15 protein-coding genes are annotated in these 18,338 nt (G+C 73.6%); 8 read left to right on the forward strand and 7 right to left on the reverse strand.

What is annotated here, in order from left to right:
• Nucleotides 1–179: 179 nt before the first annotated feature.
• Nucleotides 180–1,175, forward strand: coding sequence for an aldo/keto reductase (locus ACL02U_RS30495; RefSeq protein WP_412794252.1), 996 nt, complete (start codon nt 180–182; stop codon nt 1,173–1,175).
• Between the two features lie 154 nt (nt 1,176–1,329).
• Here ACL02U_RS30495 and thpR read toward each other — a convergent pair whose 3' ends face one another.
• The 3 genes from thpR to ACL02U_RS30510 all read right to left on the reverse strand — a co-directional run bounded on the left by thpR (nt 1,330) and on the right by ACL02U_RS30510 (nt 3,811).
• Entirely contained in the window at nt 1,330–1,902 is a 573-nt protein-coding gene (thpR, locus tag ACL02U_RS30500; protein ID WP_412794232.1) for an RNA 2',3'-cyclic phosphodiesterase, read from the reverse strand.
• Between the two features lie 72 nt (nt 1,903–1,974).
• Nucleotides 1,975–3,249 (reverse strand): MFS transporter, encoded by a 1,275-nt coding sequence (locus tag ACL02U_RS30505; RefSeq protein WP_412794233.1) that lies wholly within the window; start codon nt 3,247–3,249, stop codon nt 1,975–1,977.
• 124 nt (nt 3,250–3,373) lie between these two features.
• Nucleotides 3,374–3,811 carry a MarR family winged helix-turn-helix transcriptional regulator gene (locus tag ACL02U_RS30510; RefSeq protein WP_412794234.1) on the reverse strand — a complete coding sequence of 146 codons (438 nt, stop codon included), beginning with the start codon at nt 3,809–3,811 and terminating at the stop codon, nt 3,374–3,376.
• 149 nt (nt 3,812–3,960) lie between these two features.
• On the opposite strand from ACL02U_RS30510, the gene ACL02U_RS30515 reads away from it, so the two are divergent.
• Nucleotides 3,961–4,158, forward strand: coding sequence for a ribbon-helix-helix protein, CopG family (locus ACL02U_RS30515; protein WP_412794235.1), 198 nt, complete (start codon nt 3,961–3,963; stop codon nt 4,156–4,158).
• 45 nt (nt 4,159–4,203) lie between these two features.
• On the opposite strand, the gene ACL02U_RS30520 is transcribed toward ACL02U_RS30515, so the two are convergent.
• Complete coding sequence (locus tag ACL02U_RS30520; RefSeq protein WP_412794236.1) at nt 4,204–5,655, reverse strand: NCS2 family permease; 1,452 nt, start codon at nt 5,653–5,655, stop codon at nt 4,204–4,206.
• Nucleotides 5,656–5,910: 255 nt separating this feature from the next.
• Between ACL02U_RS30520 and ACL02U_RS30525 the strand changes: the two genes are divergently transcribed.
• Together ACL02U_RS30525 and ACL02U_RS30530 are read left to right on the forward strand one after the other, a co-directional pair.
• Nucleotides 5,911–6,240 carry a DUF2530 domain-containing protein gene (locus tag ACL02U_RS30525; RefSeq protein ID WP_412794237.1) on the forward strand — a complete coding sequence of 110 codons (330 nt, stop codon included), beginning with the start codon at nt 5,911–5,913 and terminating at the stop codon, nt 6,238–6,240.
• Nucleotides 6,241–6,376: 136 nt separating this feature from the next.
• Nucleotides 6,377–8,815, forward strand: coding sequence for an HAD-IC family P-type ATPase (locus ACL02U_RS30530; protein ID WP_412794238.1), 2,439 nt, complete (start codon nt 6,377–6,379; stop codon nt 8,813–8,815).
• Nucleotides 8,816–8,929: 114 nt separating this feature from the next.
• Here the strand turns inward: ACL02U_RS30530 and ACL02U_RS30535 are convergent, their stop codons facing one another.
• Nucleotides 8,930–12,094: a sacsin N-terminal ATP-binding-like domain-containing protein gene (locus ACL02U_RS30535; protein WP_412794239.1), complete on the reverse strand. Its 3,165-nt coding sequence runs from the start codon at nt 12,092–12,094 to the stop codon at nt 8,930–8,932.
• A 532-nt stretch (nt 12,095–12,626) separates the two neighbouring features.
• On the reverse strand, nt 12,627–13,553 hold the full coding sequence (locus tag ACL02U_RS30540) for a DUF3027 domain-containing protein (RefSeq protein ID WP_412794240.1): 927 nt from the start codon (nt 13,551–13,553) through the stop codon (nt 12,627–12,629).
• Nucleotides 13,554–13,832: 279 nt separating this feature from the next.
• On the opposite strand from ACL02U_RS30540, the gene ACL02U_RS30545 reads away from it, so the two are divergent.
• From ACL02U_RS30545 to ACL02U_RS30560, 4 genes are all read left to right on the forward strand, one after another.
• Nucleotides 13,833–15,266 (forward strand): MFS transporter, encoded by a 1,434-nt coding sequence (locus ACL02U_RS30545; protein WP_412794241.1) that lies wholly within the window; start codon nt 13,833–13,835, stop codon nt 15,264–15,266.
• A 354-nt stretch (nt 15,267–15,620) separates the two neighbouring features.
• Nucleotides 15,621–16,094 (forward strand): DUF2771 domain-containing protein, encoded by a 474-nt coding sequence (locus ACL02U_RS30550; RefSeq protein ID WP_412794242.1) that lies wholly within the window; start codon nt 15,621–15,623, stop codon nt 16,092–16,094.
• Complete coding sequence (locus tag ACL02U_RS30555; protein ID WP_412794253.1) at nt 16,091–16,813, forward strand: futalosine hydrolase; 723 nt, start codon at nt 16,091–16,093, stop codon at nt 16,811–16,813. The genes ACL02U_RS30550 and ACL02U_RS30555 overlap by 4 nt, the downstream gene beginning before the upstream one ends.
• Entirely contained in the window at nt 16,803–17,657 is an 855-nt protein-coding gene (locus ACL02U_RS30560) for a 1,4-dihydroxy-6-naphthoate synthase (RefSeq protein WP_412794243.1), read from the forward strand. Before ACL02U_RS30555 ends, ACL02U_RS30560 begins: the two co-directional genes overlap by 11 nt.
• Nucleotides 17,658–17,791: 134 nt before the next feature.
• Here ACL02U_RS30560 and ACL02U_RS30565 read toward each other — a convergent pair whose 3' ends face one another.
• Nucleotides 17,792–18,175 (reverse strand): cold-shock protein, encoded by a 384-nt coding sequence (locus ACL02U_RS30565; RefSeq protein WP_412794244.1) that lies wholly within the window; start codon nt 18,173–18,175, stop codon nt 17,792–17,794.
• Between the last annotated feature and the right edge of the window lie 163 nt (nt 18,176–18,338).

Below are 18,338 nucleotides of genomic sequence, written 5' to 3' on the forward strand. Positions count from 1 at the left end.
CCGCCCCGGACGTCGACCGCCGGACCGCCGCCCCGGACGTCGACCGCCGGACCGCCGACCGGGGCGGCGGTCCGCCGCCCCTGCTCCCCTCCACCACCCGGCGGGACGCCGTCCCGCTCACCCCACCCGCCGCACCCCCACTTGCCTGGAGCGCACTCCACGCCGTTGGCTGGGCAGTCATGAAGTACACACAGCTCGGACGCACCGGACTCAAGGTCAGCCGACTGGTCCTCGGCACGATGAACTTCGGACCGCAGACGGACGAACCGGCCAGCCACGCGATCATGGACGCGGCCCTGGACGCGGGCATCAACGTGTTCGACACCGCGAACGTGTACGGGTGGGGCGAGAACAAGGGCCGCACCGAGGAGATCATCGGCAACTGGTTCGCCCAGGGCGGCGGGCGGCGCGACAAGGTCGTACTGGCCACCAAGGTGTACGGGAACATGGCGCTGGACGGGGGCGAGGCCTGGCCCAACCAGGACAGGCTGTCCGCACTGAACATCCGGCGCGCCGTCGACGCCAGCCTGAAGCGGCTCCGGACGGACCACATCGACCTGTACCAGTTCCACCACGTCGACCGGAACACGCCGTTCGAGGAGATCTGGCAGGCCGTCGACGTCCTCGTGGCCCAGGGGAAGATCCTCTACGCCGGATCCTCGAACTTCCCGGGCTACAAGATCGCGCAGGCCAACGAGATCGCCGCCCGGCGCGGCGGCACCATCGGTCTGGTCAGCGAGCAGTGCCTCTACAACCTCGCCGAGCGGCGGGCCGAGATGGAGGTCGTCCCGGCCGCGCGGGACTACGGCCTCGGGGTGATCCCCTGGTCCCCGCTGCACGGCGGGCTGCTCGGCGGGGTGCTGAGGAAGGAGGTCGAGGGCGGCCGCCGGGCGAGCGGCCGGGCGGCCGACGCGCTGAAGGACCCGGAGCGGCGCGCACAGCTCCAGGCGTACGAGGACCTGCTCGACAAGCACGGCCTGGAACCGGGCGAGGCGGCGCTCGCCTGGCTGCTCACCCGGCCGGGCGTGACCGGCCCGATCGTCGGCCCGCGCACCGCCGAGCAGCTCGGTTCGGCGCTGCGGGCCGTCGAACTGGAGCTGAGTGAGGAGGTGCTGAACGGCCTGGACGAGGTGTTCCCCGGTCCTGGGCCGTCTCCGGAGGCCTTCGCCTGGTAGCGCTCGCGCCGTCGCGCCTGCCCGGGGCGTGCGGGCAGTGCGCGGCGGCGTCCGGTCACCTGCCGACCGCCGCCGCCACGATCACCACCACGAACATCAGCAGAAGCGCGGCGGCCATGATCAGGTTCCGGGTCTTCGGGTCCACCTCATGAGGTTAACCGGCCCCGCCCAGGGGCCAGCGGCCGACCGCCTCGTACCGCGACTGTTCGCCCGGCACTCCCGACCTCGGCAGATGGCTGCGCACCAGGACCAGCTCCCGTACGGTCCAGTCGCTGCCGGAGAACTGCTCCAGGTGGTCCAGGTGGGCCCGCATGTCGACCGTCCCGCGGCTGCGGGCGAGGGTGAGGTGCGCCCTGAAGCGGCGGGGCTCGCCCATCGGGACGCCCGCCCTGCGGGCCGCGGCCTCGCTGCGCTCCGCGAGCAGCCGCAGCGTGCCCAGGTCACCGCGGGCGCCGGTGCACAGCGCCCGCCCCCGCCCGAACCGGCCGCCGCCGTGCAGCGCCAGCGGAAACGGGGTGGTGCGGTGGGCCGCGCGCTCCAGACGTGCCGACAGATCGGGGACGAGGTCCTCGCCGACCTCCGCGCAGAAGGCGAGGGTGAAGTGCCAGCCGCGGCGTTCGGTCCAGCGCAGTCCGTGCGCACCCGGCAGTTCCCGCAGCGCGTCCACCTCCGCGGCGAGCTCCCGGACGGCCGCGTCGGCGGGCAGGACGGCGACGAAGAGTCTCATGGAACCAGTCTCCCTCCGCCGACCGTCACACCGTTCGCCGTGCCGGGGCCGCGGACCCGAGGCCGCGCAGGCCTACGCGGCCGGCGCGAGATCCTCGGCGCGCCGGCGCGGCACGACCCGCAGACTGGGGTGGCCGCGGTACCAGCCGACCGACAGGCGAAGGTTGCCGAGGCGGGCCAGGACGAGGGCGATCAGTACCGCGGCCGCCGCGGAGATCGCGCCTCCGACCGCCAGGCCGGCGCGGACGCCGTAGGTGTCGGTGATCCAGCCGGCTATCGGGGCGCCGACGGGCGTGCCCCCCATGAAGACCATCATGTACAGCGCCATGACGCGGCCTCGCATGGCGGGGTCGGTGGCCATCTGCACACCGGTGTTGGCGGTGACGTTGACGGTCATGCCGAACATGCCGAGCGGCACCATGAGAGCGGCGAACAGCCACAGCGAGGGTGCGATCGAGGCGACCAGTTCGGCGGCGCCGAACAGCAGGGCCGCGCCGGTCAGCACGCGCAGCCGGGAGGTGCCCCGGCGGGCGGCGAGCAGGGCTCCGGCCAGGGAACCGATCGCCATCAGCGTGTTGAAGAGGCTGTAGGAGCCGGCGCCCGCGTGGAAGACGTCGTCGGCGAAGGCCGACAGGTACACGGGGAAGTTGAAGCCGAAGGTGCCGATGAACCCGACGAGGGCGATGGTCCAGATCAGTTCCGGGCGGCCGGCGACGTACCGCAGGCCCTCGCGGAGCTGGCCCTTGCCGCGGGGGGCGCGCCGGACGGCGTGCAGCTCGCGGGCCCGCATCAGCAGCAGCCCGGCGATCGGGGCGAGGAAGGACAGCCCGTTCAGCAGGAAGGCCCAGCCGGTGCCGACGCCGGTGATCAGCAGGCCCGCGACGGCCGGGCCGACCAGGCGGGCGGACTGGAAGTTCGCGGAGTTGAGGCTGACGGCGTTCTGCAGCTGGTCGCGGCCGACCATCTCGGTGACGAAGGACTGGCGGGCCGGGTTGTCGACGACGGTGGCGAGGCCGACGAGGAACGCGACGAGGTAGACGTGCCAGACCTCGACCTGTCCGGTGAGGGTGAGGAAGGCCAGCGCGAGGCCGGTGAGGGCCATCGCGGACTGGGTGACGAGCAGCGTGCGGCGCTTGGGGAGGCGGTCGACGAGGACGCCGCCGTAGAGGCCGAACAGCAGCATCGGCAGGAACTGGAGTGCCGTGGTGACGCCGACGGCGGTGGCGGAGCCGGTGAGGCTGAGCACCAGCCAGTCCTGGGCGATGCGCTGCATCCAGGTGCCGGTGTTGGAGACGACCTGGCCGAGGAAGAACAGGCGGTAGTTCCGGACCCTCAGGGAGCTGAACATCGAGGACGAGCGGTGTGCGGGGGATGCGGTGGTCGTAGGGATCGGTGCGGGGGCGGAAGGTGTTCCGGATCCCGAACTCAAAAGGGTTCGCCTCCTTGGGGCTGCGGCGGTGGTTCGCGGTCGTTCACAGGTGGGCGAGCTTCTCCAGCACGGGGGCGGCGGCGCGCAGCTTCGCCCACTCGTCCTCGTCGAGGTCGTCGACCAGGGAGGCCAGGAAGGCGTTGCGCTTGCGGCGGCTCTCCTGGAGCATCGCCTCGGCCTGCTCGGTCTTCGTGACGACCTTCTGGCGCCGGTCCTCGGGATGCGGCTCCAGCCGGACGAGTTCCTTGGCCTCGAGGAGCGCGACGATGCGCGTCATCGACGGCGGCTGCACGTGCTCCTTGCGGGCGAGTTCGCCCGGGGTGGCCCTGCCGCACAGCGAGAGGGTGCCGAGCACCGACATCTCGGTGGGACTCAGCGATTCGTCGACGCGCTGGTGCTTGAGTCGACGGGACAGCCGCATCACGGCGGAGCGCAGGGAGTTCACGGCGGCAGCGTCGTCGCCATGGTTCAGGTCCGGCATGTTCTTTAGCGTAGGTCATTACCCTAACTAAAGACCACCGGTCACGGGCATGGATGCCCGTGACTCCTGCCACTGAACCACCTCATCACTCATACGAGTGATGAGGTGGCGGATCGTTGCCCGCCACGCCGACGCCTGCGGCGACCCTCATGGGCATGGGGACCAGTGTGCTCAGCCTGCGGATAGACGGGGAGCTGCTCGAACGGCTCCGCCACCACGCCGCCAGAAGAGGAATGAGCGTCCAGGACTACGTCGTCCGGACGCTCACTCGGGGTGACTTCGACGAGCGGTTCCAGACCGCCGTCGAGGAGACGGAGAAGTTCTACGGGGTCAACGGGGTCCCCTGAGCGGGCCCCGTCCCCCGTGGCACCCCTCGCGGGAGGGGAGCGGCCTCACAGCAGGCCGAGGGCGGGCATCAGGTAGTAGAAGAGGAACACCGCGGAGACGACGTACATCACCGGCGGCACCTCCCTGCCCCGTCCGGCCGAGAGGCGCAGCACCGAGAAGGTGATGAAGCCCATGCCGATGCCGTTGGTGATCGAGTAGGTGAACGGCATCATCAGCATCGTCACGAACGCCGGGATGGCGATCGTGTGGTCCGCCCAGTCGATCTCCCTGATCGAGCCGGCCAGGATCAGGAAGCCGACCGCGACCAGCGCGGGGGTGGCGGCCTGGGACGGCACCATGGTGGCGATCGGCGTCAGGAACAGCGCCGCGGCGAACAGCCCGCCGGTGATCACGTTGGCGAAGCCGGTGCGGGCGCCCTCGCCGACGCCCGCCGTGGACTCGACGAAGCAGGTGGTGGCGGAGGAGGAGCTGGCACCGCCCGCGGCGACCGCGATGCCGTCGACGAAGAGGACCTTGTTGATGCCCGGCATCTGGCCCTGCGCGTCGGTGAGCCTGGCCTCGTCGGAGACGCCCATGATGGTGCCCATCGCGTCGAAGAAGCTCGACAGCAGCACGGTGAAGACGAACAGGACGCCGGTCAGGACGCCGACCTTGCCGAAGCCGCCGAACAGGCTGACCTTGCCGAGGAGGCCGAAGTCGGGGGTGGCGACGGGGTTGCCGGGCCACTGGGGCGTGGTCAGGCCCCAGCTGGGCACGTGGGCGACGGCGTCGACGAGCACCGCGAGCACGGTCATGGCGACGATGGAGACGAGGATCGCGCCGGGCGTCCTGCGCACGATGAGGGCCAGCGTCAGCAGCACCCCGAGGACGAAGACCAGCACCGGCCAGCCGGTGAGGTGACCGTCGACACCGAGCTGGAGCGGGACGGTGGTGTGCGCGGCGTCCGGAATCCGGGTGACGAAGCCGGAGTCGACGAGCCCGATCAGCATGATGAACAGGCCGATGCCGATGGAGATCGCCTTGCGCAGGCCGTACGGCACGGCGTTCATGACCCGCTCGCGCAGACCGGTGGCGACCAGGAGCATCACGATGAAGCCCGCCAGGACGACCATGCCCATCGCGTCCGGCCAGGACATCCGCGGGGCGAGCTGGAGGGCGACCACCGAGTTCACCCCCAGGCCGGCGGCGAGGGCGATCGGCACGTTGCCGATGACGCCCATCAGGAGGGTGGTGAACGCCGCCGTCAGCGCCGTCGCGGTGACCAGTTGGCCGTTGTCGAGCTGATGGCCGTACATGTCCTTCGCGCTGCCGAGGATGATCGGGTTCAGCACGATGATGTACGCCATCGCGAAGAAGGTGGCGAAACCGCCTCGGATCTCGCGGGGCAGGGAGCTGCCGCGCTCGGAGATCCGGAAGTAGCGGTCGAGGGCGCCGTACGGGGGGCGGGCGCCCGGCTGCTCGGCGGCAGCGGCCTTGGCGGGGGCCGGGGTGGGCATGCAGGGACCTCAGGGGTGTGGGGGGTACGGGAGTACCGGGACCAAGAACGTGATCGAGTCTCGCCGCCTCCGGATCACCAACAGGTTTCCCCCAGGTCACTATTGGTGTTTCATACGAAAGGATCTGGCCAGACTCAGACGGTTTCAGTATGAACATATGAAGGCCAGATAGCTATCTCCGCGCGTAGAACCCGGTGTCGGCGCGTTCCGCGGGGCCCCGCCGCACCGGAGGGATCCGCCTCGTAAGCTGTGCACATGGCGAAGTGGACCCCCAAGCACGAGGCGCCGGAGCCCCTGGAGGGCCCCGTGGTCGCCACCGTCACCGGCGGCACCGTCCTCTGGTTCGTCCTCTTCCTGGTGCAGCTCCCCTTCTATGGCTGGTTCGACGACCACGGCCACACCTGGTGGCTGTGGACGTGCCTGGCCGGCGGCGGCCTCGGACTGATCGGCGTCTGGTACGTCCGCAGGCGCGACGCCGCCATCCGGCGCGCGGCCGGCCGGCCGGCCGACGCACCCACCCGGCCGGGACAACCCACCCGGCCGACGCAGCGGACCCAGTCCACGCAGCAGACACCGGCCGAGTAGCCGCGGCGGCCCGCCGCGCCCCGCCCGCCGCGACGGTGCGCCCCGCCCCGTGCCCACCGCACCTTCCCGGTCGCCCGGCCGGTTGATCCGCCCACTCGGGGGGTGAACGGCCACCTCCGCCCGTACCGTCGATGGCATGACGCACATCGACGCGGGCGAGGAACTCGATCCGGTGCATCCCGCCCGGCCCCCGTCGGTCCCGAAAGCCGGGCTGAGCGCCGAAGAGGTCGCGCAGCGCGTGGCCCGCGGCCAGGTCAACGACGTGCCCGTACGCGGCAGCAGATCGCTGACGGAGATCGTCCGGGCCAACGTGTTCACCCGGTTCAACGCGATCATCGGCGTGCTCTGGCTGATCATGCTGACCGTGGCGCCGATCCAGGACAGCCTGTTCGGCTTCGTCATCATCGCCAACACCGGCATCGGCATCGTCCAGGAGTGGCGGGCGAAGCGGACCCTGGACTCCCTCGCCGTCATCGGAGAGGTCCGTCCCACCGTCCGCCGCGACGGAGCGGCCGTCGAAGTCGGCACCGCCGAGATCGTGCTGGACGACCTGCTGGAACTCGGCCCCGGCGACAAGGCCGTCGTGGACGGGGTCTGCGTGGAGGCCGACGGCCTGGAGATCGACGAGTCGCTGCTCACCGGCGAGGCCGACCCGGTCGTCAAACACCCCGGCGACCGGGTGATGTCCGGCAGCTTCGTCGTCGCGGGCGGCGGCGCCTTCCAGGCGACCCGCGTCGGCCGCGAGGCCTACGCCGCCCAACTCGCCGAGGAGGCGTCCCGGTTCACCCTGGTCCACTCCGAACTGCGCACCGGCATCTCCACGATCCTGAAGTACGTCACCTGGATGATGGTGCCGACCGCGATCGGCCTGGTCATCAGCCAGCTCGTGGTGAAGCAGCACGGCTTCGGGAACTCGATCGCCCGCACCGTCGGCGGCATCGTCCCGATGGTCCCGGAAGGGCTGGTGCTGCTCACCTCGGTCGCCTTCGCGATCGGCGTGATCCGGCTGGGCCGCAAGCAGTGCCTGGTGCAGGAGCTGCCCGCCATCGAGGGCCTGGCCCGCGTCGACACCGTGTGCCTGGACAAGACCGGCACCCTCACCGAGGGCGGCATGGACGTCACCGAGCTGCGTCCCCTCGGCGACACCGGCGAGGAGCAGGCCCGCAGGGTCCTGGGCGCCCTCGGCGCGTCCGACCCCCGGCCGAACGCCTCCCTGCGGGCCGTCATCGACGCCTACCCGGCCGGCGACGGCCCGCGCTGCACCGGGACGCTGCCCTTCTCCTCCGCCCGCAAGTACAGCGGCGCCGCCCTCCGCGACGGCGACGGCGGCAACGACGACGGCGGCGACGGCAGCGGCGACGGCGACGGCACGTCCGGTACGTGGCTGCTGGGCGCCCCGGACGTGCTGCTGGACGAGGACGACCCCGCGCTCGCCGAGACCGCGCGCCTCGACGAGCAGGGCATGCGGGTCCTGCTGCTCGCGCGGACCGCCCGCGCCCTGGACGACCCGGAGGTCGCCCGAGGGGCCGCACCGGCCGCGCTGGTCGTGCTGGAGCAGCGGCTCCGGTCGGACGCCGCCGACACCCTGCGCTACTTCGCCGCGCAGGACGTCCACACCAAGGTCATCTCCGGCGACAACGCCGTCTCCGTAGGTGCGGTCGCCGCCAAACTGGGGCTGGACGGCACGGCGATGGACGCACGCCGGCTGCCGCACGAACCGGACGGGATGGCGCGGGCCCTGGACGAGGGCACGGTGTTCGGGCGGGTCACCCCGCGGCAGAAGCGGGACATGGTCGGCGCCCTGCAGTCGCACGGGCACACCGTCGCCATGACCGGCGACGGGGTGAACGACGTGCTGGCCCTGAAGGACGCCGACATCGGCGTCTCCATGGGTTCCGGCTCCGAGGCGACCCGGGCCGTGGCGCAGATCGTGCTGCTGGACGACAGCTTCGCCGCGCTGCCCTCGGTGGTCGCCGAGGGCCGCCGGGTCATCGGCAACATCACCCGGGTCGCCACCCTGTTCCTGGTGAAGACCGTTTACTCGGTGCTGCTGGCGCTGCTGGTGGTGTGCTGGCAGATCGAGTACCCGTTCCTGCCCCGGCATCTGACGCTGCTGTCCACCCTCACCATCGGCGTGCCCGCCTTCTTCCTCGCCCTCGCCCCGAACCGGGAGCGCGCACGGCCGCGCTTCGTGCGGCGCGTCATGCGGTACGCGATCCCCGGCGGTCTCGTCGCCGGTGCCGCCACCTTCGCCAGCTACCTCATCGCCCGCCACCACTACACCGGCGCGGACTCGCTGGGCGCCGAGACGAGCGCGGCCACGCTGACGCTGTTCCTGATCTCCCTGTGGGTGCTGGCGATCATCGCGCGGCCCTACACCTGGTGGCGGGTGGGGCTGGTGGCCGCGATGGGGGCGGCGTTCCTGCTGGTCCTGGCCGTACCGTGGCTCCAGCACTTCTTCGCGCTGAAACTGGTCGGCATGGCGATGCCGTGGACCGCGGTCGGCATCGCCGCGGTGGCGGCGGCCGCCCTGGAGGTGCTGTGGAGATGGGTGGGCCACCGCTTCCCCACCTGACCACCGGGCGTCCACGCCACCGGCCTCCCGGACCGGGGTCGGCCGACCGGCACGAGGCCGGCCGACCGGAACGGCGTCAGTCGACCGGCACAAGGTCAGTCGACCGGCACGAGGTCAGTCGAACCAGCGGTCCCGGGCCAGCTCCGCCGTCCGCGACGGGTCCTCCAGCAGTGCCGCCACCTCGAAGCGGCGCGGCCACTGCCCGGCCGCCCAGGCGAGACCGGCGGCCACGCCCTCCAGGGTCGCGGCGTGCAGCACACCGTCGTCGGTGAGCCGCCAGTCGATCTCCACCCCGTCGACGACGAGTTCCCCGTGCTCGAGGTAGGCGTCCGGGGTACGCGGGCCGAGGAGGACCCGCACCGGCTCCGGAACCGCGTGCTCGACGCCCTCGGAGTGCACCTCGCCGGTGACCGACTCGCTCAGCCGGCGCACCTGGAACAGCTCGGCCAGGTCGGCGGCGCGGGCCGGCCGCACCGGCAGCAGCGGCACCCCCTCGGTGAACGGCAGCAGATCGGGCGAGTCCACGACCACGGCGTCGGCCGCGTCCACCACCCGCACCCCGCCGTCGACCACGGCACGCAGCTCGTCCGGCAGCGTCACCTGCTCCGGGTCCAGCTCGGCCAGCGCCCCGTACAGTCCGTGCAGCTGCGCGGCCGTGACCCGCCGGTCCGGGTCGGCGAGCCGGTCCAGCAGCTCGGCCGCGCCGCCCGGCTCGTCGAGCAGCGCGGCGACGGACGTGCGGACCCCGAGCGCGCGCAGCACCTGCTCGTCGTCGAAGCCGGCCGCGTCGGCCTCGTCGTACAGGCCGTGCAGCAGCGGGTCGCCGCCGGCCGCGAGCAGACCGGCCGGGCGGCGGCCGTCGAACACCGGGTGCCCGCGCAGCCACCAGGCCGTGTAGGGGCGCACCACCTCGTGGGTGCCGTCCGGCAGCAGGATCCGCACCGGCTGCACGAGCGCGTCCCGCAGCGGGGGCCGGGACAGCATCGCCAGCGCCCGCGGCCACTGCGCGTCGTCGACGAGGTCGAGGTCGCGGACCGCGACGATCTCGGTGGCCACCGGCGGCACCGGGGTGTCCGGGAAGCGGTCCAGGACGTCCTCGCACCACACGTCGACGGCGTCCAGCAGGCCGGTGTCGTCGGGCTCGGCGAAATCGCCGTCGCGGGGCTCCAGTTCGTCCGGGTCGAGGACCACGTCCGTGGCGCGGACCAGCGCGAACGTGGCCAGCACCCCGCAGGCGGCGAGCGGCTGCTCGCCCCAGGTGTCGGCCAGTTCGGCGTCCACGCAGGCCAGTTCCCCCTCCCGCATGATCCCGTGGAAGGGGCTGCCGGAAAGGACCAGCTCGCCGGCGGGGGCGAGATCGCCGTCCTCGTCGGGCAGCGCCAGCGCACCGAGCCACGGCTCGTCACCGGGTTCCAGGCCGGCGTCGCGGACCAGCGCGAGCACCGTCTCGGCCAGTTCCTCGGCGTCCGGGGTGTCCTCGTCCCACGCCCCTGCGTCCTCGTCGAGGGAGGCCGCGACCGCGGCACGCACCTGCGGGGTGGTGAGGACCGCGCGGGGGCTGGCGGGCAGTGCGCCCAGCTTCTCCAGCAGCGGGTGGGCGGCGTCGGGGTGGGCGACCTTCAGCCCGAGCCGGGCGAGGACCTCGGAGTCGACGCGGGCCGTGTCCGCGCCGGGCAGCAGGACCTGCCGGGGGCCGATCGTGGTCCGGACGGCTCCGCTGCCGGGGGCCCGGGAGGCGCCGCCGTCGAGCGGCACGGGCAGCCCGGACAGGCGGTCGGGGTCGACACCGGCCAGGCTGTCGTAGAGCCGCCGCCACCAGGCCGGTGCCTTCTCCAGCCCGGCGAGGCGGTCGATCGCGTCGGTGAGCGGCACCCGCGCGACACCGAGGGTGCGCAGCTCGGGACGGCGTTCGAGGCCCGCGGGCAGCAGGGTGGGCAGCACCTCGGCGAGGACCCGGACGGTCTCGGCGCCGGCGCCCTCGACGATCTCGGCGTCCCGCGGGCGCAGCGACTCGGTCAGCCGCTCGCCGTCCTCGCCGTCCTCGCCTTCACCGGGCTCGGCGGCCGGTGGCAGGAAGGAGGTGCGCGGAAGGCGGTCCAGGATCGCGCGGCGCAGCGCCCCGTCCAGTTCCCCCTGGCCGAGCGGGCCGGGCACCAGGCCGATGGCGCCCTCGGTGACCGGGCGCCAGTCGGCGAGGAGTTCGGCGTAGGCGTCGGCCGCGCGTTCGACGAGGTAGTCGGTGAGCGGGCCGGGCGCGGCATGGCGGCGGGTGGTGTCCAGCGGGAAGCCTGCGATGAGCAGGGCGGGCACGCCGAGGGCCTCGTCGCTGGGGGTGGGCGCGTGGACGACGGGGCTGGTGCGGGGCCGCTCGGGGCCGCCGTCGGAGCCGACGGGGACGGCCCAGGTCACCGACCAGTGCGGACGCAGCCGCTCCTCGACGGGGCGGTCGGCGAGCAGGTCGGGGGTGAGCGGCCCGTGTGCGGAGGCGGTGCGCCAGCGGGTGGTGCCGTCCCGGGAGTCCTCCACGACGGTCAGCGCGCCCTCGCTGCGGCGGAGCAGGGTGCGCACGGTGTCGCCGACCTCTACGACGACCTCGTCCAGGCCGGGCAGGGCGAGCAGCAGCGCGTCGTCGACCCCGTCGAGGAGGCGTTCGGCGAGGGCGGCCGCCGGTGTGTCGCGAAGCGGCAGGATCACCACCGTGTCGTAGGGGCCGGGGGCGGTGCCCTCGGCGGCGAACGGCAGGCGCAGCAGCGGTACGTGCCCGTCCCGGCGGCGGATCTCGTCGCCCAGGCCGGGGCTGTGCCGGGCGGTCTCCGCGGCCAGCTCGCGGGCCTCGGCCAGCGACCAGCGCACCCCGCCGTGCCGGCCGACCACGGCGGGCTCGTCGGTGACGGCGAGGACGGCGGCGAAGCCGACGCCGAACCGGCCCACGGCCTGCTGCCGGGCCTCGCGTTTGGCGGACGCGCGCAGCGTGGCCAGCGACTCCACGCCGGCGGCGTCCAGCGGCGCGCCCGTGTTGGCGGCGGCCAGCAGACCGTCGCGGAGGGTGAGGCGCAGCCGCCCCGGAACTCCCGCGCGGGCCGCGGCGTCGGCGGCGTTCTGGGCCAGCTCGACGACGAGCCGGTCCCGGTAGCCGCCGAGGACGAGGTCCTCCTCGGCGTTGGCGTCCTCGCGGAACCGGGCCGGGCTGGTGGCCCAGGCGTCGAGCACACCGCGGCGCAGACGTGCCGTCCCGAACGGATCGGCGCCCTCGGCCGCCGGCCGCACGAACTTGCTCACCACGTTCACTCTCCTCATCGGCGACGACTGAAGGTACCGCGACGGTGCCCGACCGCAACTCGGCAGGCGAGTACGCCGGCGACGGGAGTCTCCCGGCCGCGGCCGGCCGCGCCGCGGGCGGGGTTCCCGGTTCTCAGCCTGCCGCCTCCGGCCGCCCTCCGTCGTCGCAGCCGGCACGCGCACCCCACCGCAGGCGGGTACGCCCCCGGCGGCGACGGAAGGCCGCCCGCCGACCGGGCGTGTCGTCCCGAAGGCCGCGGAGGCGGCGAGCCGCACCGCAGGAGCCGCCGGACCCGGCCGCCGAGACCGCGGACCCGGACGCAGGAGCCACCGGATCGGAACACGCAGACCACGGACCCTGACCCAGGAGCCACCGGATCGGAACACGCAGACCACGGACCCTGACCCAGGAGCCACCGGATCGGAACACGCAGACCACGGACCCTGACCCAGGAGCCACCGGATCGGAACGGGTGGGCGGCGGGGCCCGGGCGCGGAGACCGCGGGCCGGGACGCAGGCCGGGACGCAGGCCTACGAGTGGCCCAGTTCGGCGGACTCCTCGTCGGTGACCGCCGGCACCGAGCCGGAGTCCGGTGCCGGGCGCAGCGGGAAGGGGTCGACGCGGGTCTCGTCGACGACGGGCGGCGCCGGCTGCGGCGTCTTCGGCATCACGGCCGCCTCGGAGTGGGCGCCGCAGCCGTAGGCCAGGGAGACGACCCGGCCGTCCGCCGGGGAGAACTCGTTCGCGCACACGCCGAACGCCTGCCCCAGCGAGCCGCCGATCGGGGTGAGGAAACCGCAGCTCACGCAGGGGGCGGGGGCCGCCTGCGCCATCGGGGTCCGCGGCCCGAAGGCCCCCTCCCAGCGGTCGGCGGAACTGTGCAGGCCGTAGCGGGAGAGCACCCGGGCACGGCGCACGCCCAGCTCCTCGGCCACCGAGGCGATCGAACCGCGGGACGGGACGGTGGACAGGCTCGCCGGCGGGCCCTCGGTGACCTCGGCGTCCTCCGCCTCCACCAGTTCGGCCATGTCCGGGGAGACGGCCGCGTTCGGCGTCGGCTCGTCGGCGCCGCTGTAGCCGGGCTCCAGCCGCAGATCGTCGGCCTCGGTGGGCAGCAGGTCTCCGGGACCGAGGTCGCCGGGGCGCAGCCGCTCGCTCCACGGCACCCACTCCGGTGCCAGCACGGCGTCGGGGCCGGGCAGCAGCACCACCTCGTCGACGGTGACCACCTTCGCGCGTGAGGCCCTCGCCACCGTCGCCGCCCAGCGCCAGCCCCGGTAGCCGGGCTCCTTGCAGGCGAAGAGGTGCGTCACGACCCGGTCGCCCTCGCGGACCAGGCCCTCGTGCTCGCCGACCACTCCGGGTGCTGCGGCTTCCTCCGCAGCGGCGCGGGCGAGGTCGACGGCCTCGGCGCACAGGCGGTCAGGGGTGCGGCTTCGCGTGGTCGCTGCGCTCACAGGTATCGCTTCTCTCCAGTACGCCGTCTTCGGGTGGCGCTGCCTGCCGGCGGCGGGGCGGACGGAGCGGACCTGGGGACCGCGTCGACGTCCGCGCCCGATCGCGCGCGGGCGCGCACCTCACGTCGTCCATTCTGCCTGTTCGCCGACGCTCGGCCTACACCGGTGGGAATCTTCGCGCCCGGACGGGGGTGCCACGGGAGCCCGCGGGCCGACTCGCCCGGCCGCAAAGCAGCCGGAAGGGCACTATCGACGGCCGTCTCGGGGCACTATGACGTCGTGGCTACCGCGAAGTCGTCCCAGGGCGCCACCGGGGTCGGTGGAGCCAAGGAAAGCAAGGGGAGGAACAGGGGACGCGGATCGGGCCGGGTACCCGGACCCGTCCGCGCGGTCGGGCGTGCCCTGCACTTCCCGGTGACGGGAACCGCCCGTGGCATCCGCAGGGCCACGCACGCGCACGGCGCCGGCGAGTCGGGGCTCGGCAAGCTGATCGAACTGCACGGGGTGAACGGCGCCGGCGACATGATGATCACCGTGGCGCTCGCCTCCACGGTGTTCTTCTCCGTGCCCACCGACGAGGCACGCGGCCGGGTGGCGCTCTACCTGGCGATCACGATGGCGCCGTTCACGGTGCTCGCACCGGTGATCGGCCCGCTGCTGGACCGCATCCCGCACGGCCGCCGGGCGGCGATGGCGGGCGCGATGCTCGCCCGCGCCCTGCTGGCGCTGGTGCTGTCGGGCGCGGTGGTCACCGGCAGCCTCGAGCTGTACCCGGCGGCACTCGGCGTGCTGGTGGCGTCGAAGGCGTACGGGGTGGTCCGCAGCGCCGTCGTGCCGCGCCTGCTGCCGCCGAAGTTCTCCCTGGTCAAGGCGAACTCGCGGGTCACCCTGGGCGGGCTGCTCGCGACCGGTGTGGCCGCGCCCGTCGGGGCCGGGCTGCAGGCCCTCGGACCGCGATGGCCGCTCTACGGCGCCTTCGCCCTCTTCGTCACCGGGATGTTCCTGTCGTTCTCGCTGCCGCCGAAGGTCGACTCGGCCAAGGGCGAGGACAGGGCACTGCTGGCGGCCGACGAGGAGCACCTGCACGGGCCGCACCGGCAGCAGATGAAACGGCCGGGGCTGCGCACGGTGGGCCCCGCGGTCACCCACGCGCTGGGCGCCAACGCGGCCCTGCGCTGCCTGTCCGGCTTCCTGATCTTCTTCCTGGCGTTCCTGCTGCGCGAGCACCCGCTGACCGGGCAGAGCGAGGCCGTGTCGCTGGGCATGGTCGCGGTCGCTGCGGGCACCGGCAACGCCCTCGGCACGGCGGTGGGGGCCTGGCTGCGGTCACGCGCACCGGAGATCATCATCGTGACGGTGGTCGCGGTGGTGACGGGTGCGGCTATCACCGCCTCCGTCTTCTTCGGGGCGCTGCTGGTGGCGGGCCTGGCCGCGGTCGCCGGGTTCGCGCAGGCCCTGGCGAAACTGTCGCTGGACGCGCTGATCCAGCGGGACGTGCCGGAGCAGGTGCGCACCTCGGCCTTCGCCCGCTCGGAGACGCTGCTGCAGATGTCCTGGGTGTTCGGCGGCGCCGTCGGCATCGTCATGCCGTTGAACGGCGAGTTGGGCCTCGCGGTCGGCGCCGCGATCGTCGGCGCCGGCTGGCTGGCGACCGTACGCGGACTGATCTCCTCGGCCCGGCACAGCGGAGGAGCCGCACGCCGCGTTGCCTGATCCGGCCCGCGCCCGGCCGCAGGCCCGCAGGCTCCGCGGCGTAAGGCCGGCCCGCAGGCCCCGTGGTGGGACGGCCCCCCAGCACCCGCCGGAACGCAGCCCGCAGCCCGCAGCCCGCAGCCCGCAGCCCGCAGTCCGCAGTCCGCAGTCCGCAGTCCGCAGTCCGCAGTCCGCAGTCCGCCGGAACGCCGTCCGGAGCCCTGCGGAACGGCTCCCCCGGCCGGCCGCGCTCCGGACCGCGGCCGGCCGGCCGGGGGCACCGGGCGGGTCCGCGCCGCCGCGAGTGGCGTAACCCGCGGGGCGCGTCGTACCCCGCGTGGACGACCGGTCGGGCAGGCCCGATAACCTTCGGCCATGACCATGCTGCAATCCGTCGTGCGACGCCGCCGCGCCGTCGCCGCCGCCGGCGCCGTTTCCGCCGGACTGCTCGTCCTGTCGGCCTGCGACAAGCCCACGCCGATCACGACGCTCACCGTCGGCACGGACACGGTGCACGCCCAGGCTGTCTGCTACAACGACGGCAAGGAGCTGAAGACCGCGGGCCTGACCAAGTGCCTGAAGGCCAACACGACCCTCAGCGTCGACCCGGACAAGACCGTGCGCATCGGCGTCGACCCGGAGATCGCGGACAACGGCTGGACGATCCTGATGAACGGCCGGCCGCTGGTCGACACCATCAAGAAGACCTACACCACCATCCCGGGCAGCGTGTTCTTCACCGAGGCGTACGGCGCCACCGGCAACTCCACGATCGTGTCCATCCGGGAGGGCGACGACAAGGGCGTGACGGGCATCTGGACGTTCAAGCTGACGAAGAAGGACTCCTGACCACGTCACCGGCCCGCTTCCTGGTAGCCACCGCGGTCCCCGCCGAAGGGGACGCGGTGGCTCGCGCGTTCCCGGCCGCGGCCCGCGCCCTGCGGCTGCCCGGGGCCTCGCTGCGCCGGTTCGGCGACGGCGCCGACCTGCTCGCCGCGGGCGTCGGTCCGGCCGCGGCCGCCGCTTCCACCGCCACCGCCCTGACCGCCGCCGCACTCGCCGACCGGCCCTACGACCTCGTCGTCTGCGCGGGCATCGGCGGCGGCTTCGCACCCGGGGCCCCCCTGGGGACCCTGGTCGTCGCCGAGGCGATCACCGCCGCCGACCTGGGCGCCGAGACCGCCGACGGGTTCCTCCCGCTCACCGGGCTGGGCTTCGGGACCGTCACCCACGAGCCGCCCGCCCCGCTGGTCGACGCCGCGTCCCGGGCGACCGGCGCACCCCGCGGCACCGTCCTGACCGTGTCCACCGCCACCGGCACCGCCGACCGCGCCGCCGCGCTGCGCGCCCGGCACCCGCGGGCCCTCGCCGAGGGCATGGAGGGCTTCGGTGTCGCCGAGGCGGCGGCCGCGCACGGGGTGCCCGTGCTGGAGGTGCGCGCCGTGTCCAACGCCGTCGGCCCGCGCGACCGGGCCGCCTGGCGCATCGGCGACGCCCTGGCCGCCCTGACCGAGGGCTTCGGGAAGCTGGTACCCGTCCTGGAGAGTTGGAACCGACATGAGCCCTGAGCCGAGCCCGCTGCACCTCGCCTACTCGCCCTGCCCGAACGACACCTTCGTCTTCGACGCCCTCGCCCACGGCCGGGTCCCCGGCATGCCCGCGCCCGAGGTGACGTTCGCGGACATCGACATCACCAACGGGCTCGCCCAGCAGGGGAGGTTCGACGTACTGAAGGTGTCGTACGCGGTGCTCCCGTACATCCTCGGCACGTACACGCTGCTGCCGTGCGGGGGCGCGCTCGGGCGGGGCTGCGGGCCGCTGGTGCTGGCCCGGGAGGCGCGGGCCGACCTGTCCGGCGGCACGGTCGCGGTGCCGAGCGAGACGTCCACGGCGTACCTGCTGTTCCGGCTGTGGGCGGCGGACACCCTGCCCGGCGGGGTCGGCGAGATCGTGGTGCTGCCGTTCCACGAGATCATGCCGGCGGTGCGGGACGGGAAGGTGGACGCGGGGCTGGTGATCCACGAGGCGCGGTTCACCTACCGCGACTACGGGCTGCACAAGCTCGCCGACATGGGCGAGCACTGGGAGCGGACCACCGGGCTGCCCATCCCGCTGGGCGCGATCGTCGCGAAGCGGTCGCTGGGCGGGGCGGCGCTGACCCGGCTCGCCGACGCCATCCGCACCTCGGTGCGGATGGCGTGGGAGGACCCCGAGGCGTCCCGCCCGTACGTCATGGAGCACGCCCAGGAGATGGACCCGGCCGTCGCGGACCAGCACATCGGTCTGTACGTCAACGAGTTCACCGCCGACCTCGGCGAGGACGGCTACGCGGCCGTGCGCGGCCTCCTCACCCGGGCGGCGGCCGAGGGACTGGTCCCGGCCCTCGGCCCCGAGGCGCTGGCCTTCCCCTAGCTCCGCAGCTCCGCTCCGGCGTTCCGCTGGCTCCGGCGTTCCGCCTGAGCCCTCGGTGCGGTCGCGGGGCGCCGCAGCCGCAAGGCGGGTCCGGGGCCGCCGAACCCGCGCGGCGGTGCCGGGCGGGCGGCGGCTCAGACGTCGAGTTGGTCGGCGACGGCCCGCAGCAGGCCGGCGATCTTCTTGCCGGAGGCCCGGTCCGGGTAGCGGCCCTTCTCCAGCATCGGCGTGACGTTCTCCAGGAGTGTGGTCAGGTCCTGGACGATGGAGGCCAGCTCGTCGGGCTTCCTGCGCTGGGCGGCCGCGACCGAGGGCGTCGGGTCGAGCAGGGTCACGGACAGTGCCTGGTCGCCGCGCTGCCCGGCGACCACGCCGAACTCCACCCGCTGCCCCGGCTTCAGCGCCTCGACTCCGGCGGGCAGGACCGAGGAGTGGACGAAGACGTCGTCACCGTCGTCGCGGGAGAGGAAGCCGAAGCCCTTCTCGTTGTTGAACCACTTGACCTTGCCGGTAGGCACGTGTGTCCTCGTCCTCGTACTCGTCGGAAAACTGCTTCGGAAACGGCTCTTGACAGCATTCGGGCGGGTCGGTCAGGACCCGCCGGTACTTAAGGCTAGTGCCCGCCGGTCGGTCGGCGGGACGGCGCTCGATTGTTCCTCCGCGCTGGGAACTACCCTGTTC

This window comes from Streptomyces sp. MS06 (assembly GCF_047200655.1).
Taxonomy (GTDB): Bacteria; Actinomycetota; Actinomycetes; order Streptomycetales; family Streptomycetaceae; genus Streptomyces.

Bases quoted from the DNA above. Each gene is read 5' to 3' on its own strand.
- ACL02U_RS30495 (WP_412794252.1), top strand. From the start codon at position 180: ATGAAGTACACACAGCTCGGACGCACCGGACTCAAGGTCAGCCGACTG.
- thpR (WP_412794232.1), bottom strand. From the start codon at position 1,902: ATGAGACTCTTCGTCGCCGTCCTGCCCGCCGACGCGGCCGTCCGGGAG.
- ACL02U_RS30505 (WP_412794233.1), bottom strand. From the start codon at position 3,249: ATGTTCAGCTCCCTGAGGGTCCGGAACTACCGCCTGTTCTTCCTCGGC.
- ACL02U_RS30510 (WP_412794234.1), bottom strand. From the start codon at position 3,811: ATGCCGGACCTGAACCATGGCGACGACGCTGCCGCCGTGAACTCCCTG.
- ACL02U_RS30515 (WP_412794235.1), top strand. From the start codon at position 3,961: ATGGGCATGGGGACCAGTGTGCTCAGCCTGCGGATAGACGGGGAGCTG.
- ACL02U_RS30520 (WP_412794236.1), bottom strand. From the start codon at position 5,655: ATGCCCACCCCGGCCCCCGCCAAGGCCGCTGCCGCCGAGCAGCCGGGC.
- ACL02U_RS30525 (WP_412794237.1), top strand. From the start codon at position 5,911: ATGGCGAAGTGGACCCCCAAGCACGAGGCGCCGGAGCCCCTGGAGGGC.
- ACL02U_RS30530 (WP_412794238.1), top strand. From the start codon at position 6,377: ATGACGCACATCGACGCGGGCGAGGAACTCGATCCGGTGCATCCCGCC.
- ACL02U_RS30550 (WP_412794242.1), top strand. From the start codon at position 15,621: ATGACCATGCTGCAATCCGTCGTGCGACGCCGCCGCGCCGTCGCCGCC.
- ACL02U_RS30560 (WP_412794243.1), top strand. From the start codon at position 16,803: ATGAGCCCTGAGCCGAGCCCGCTGCACCTCGCCTACTCGCCCTGCCCG.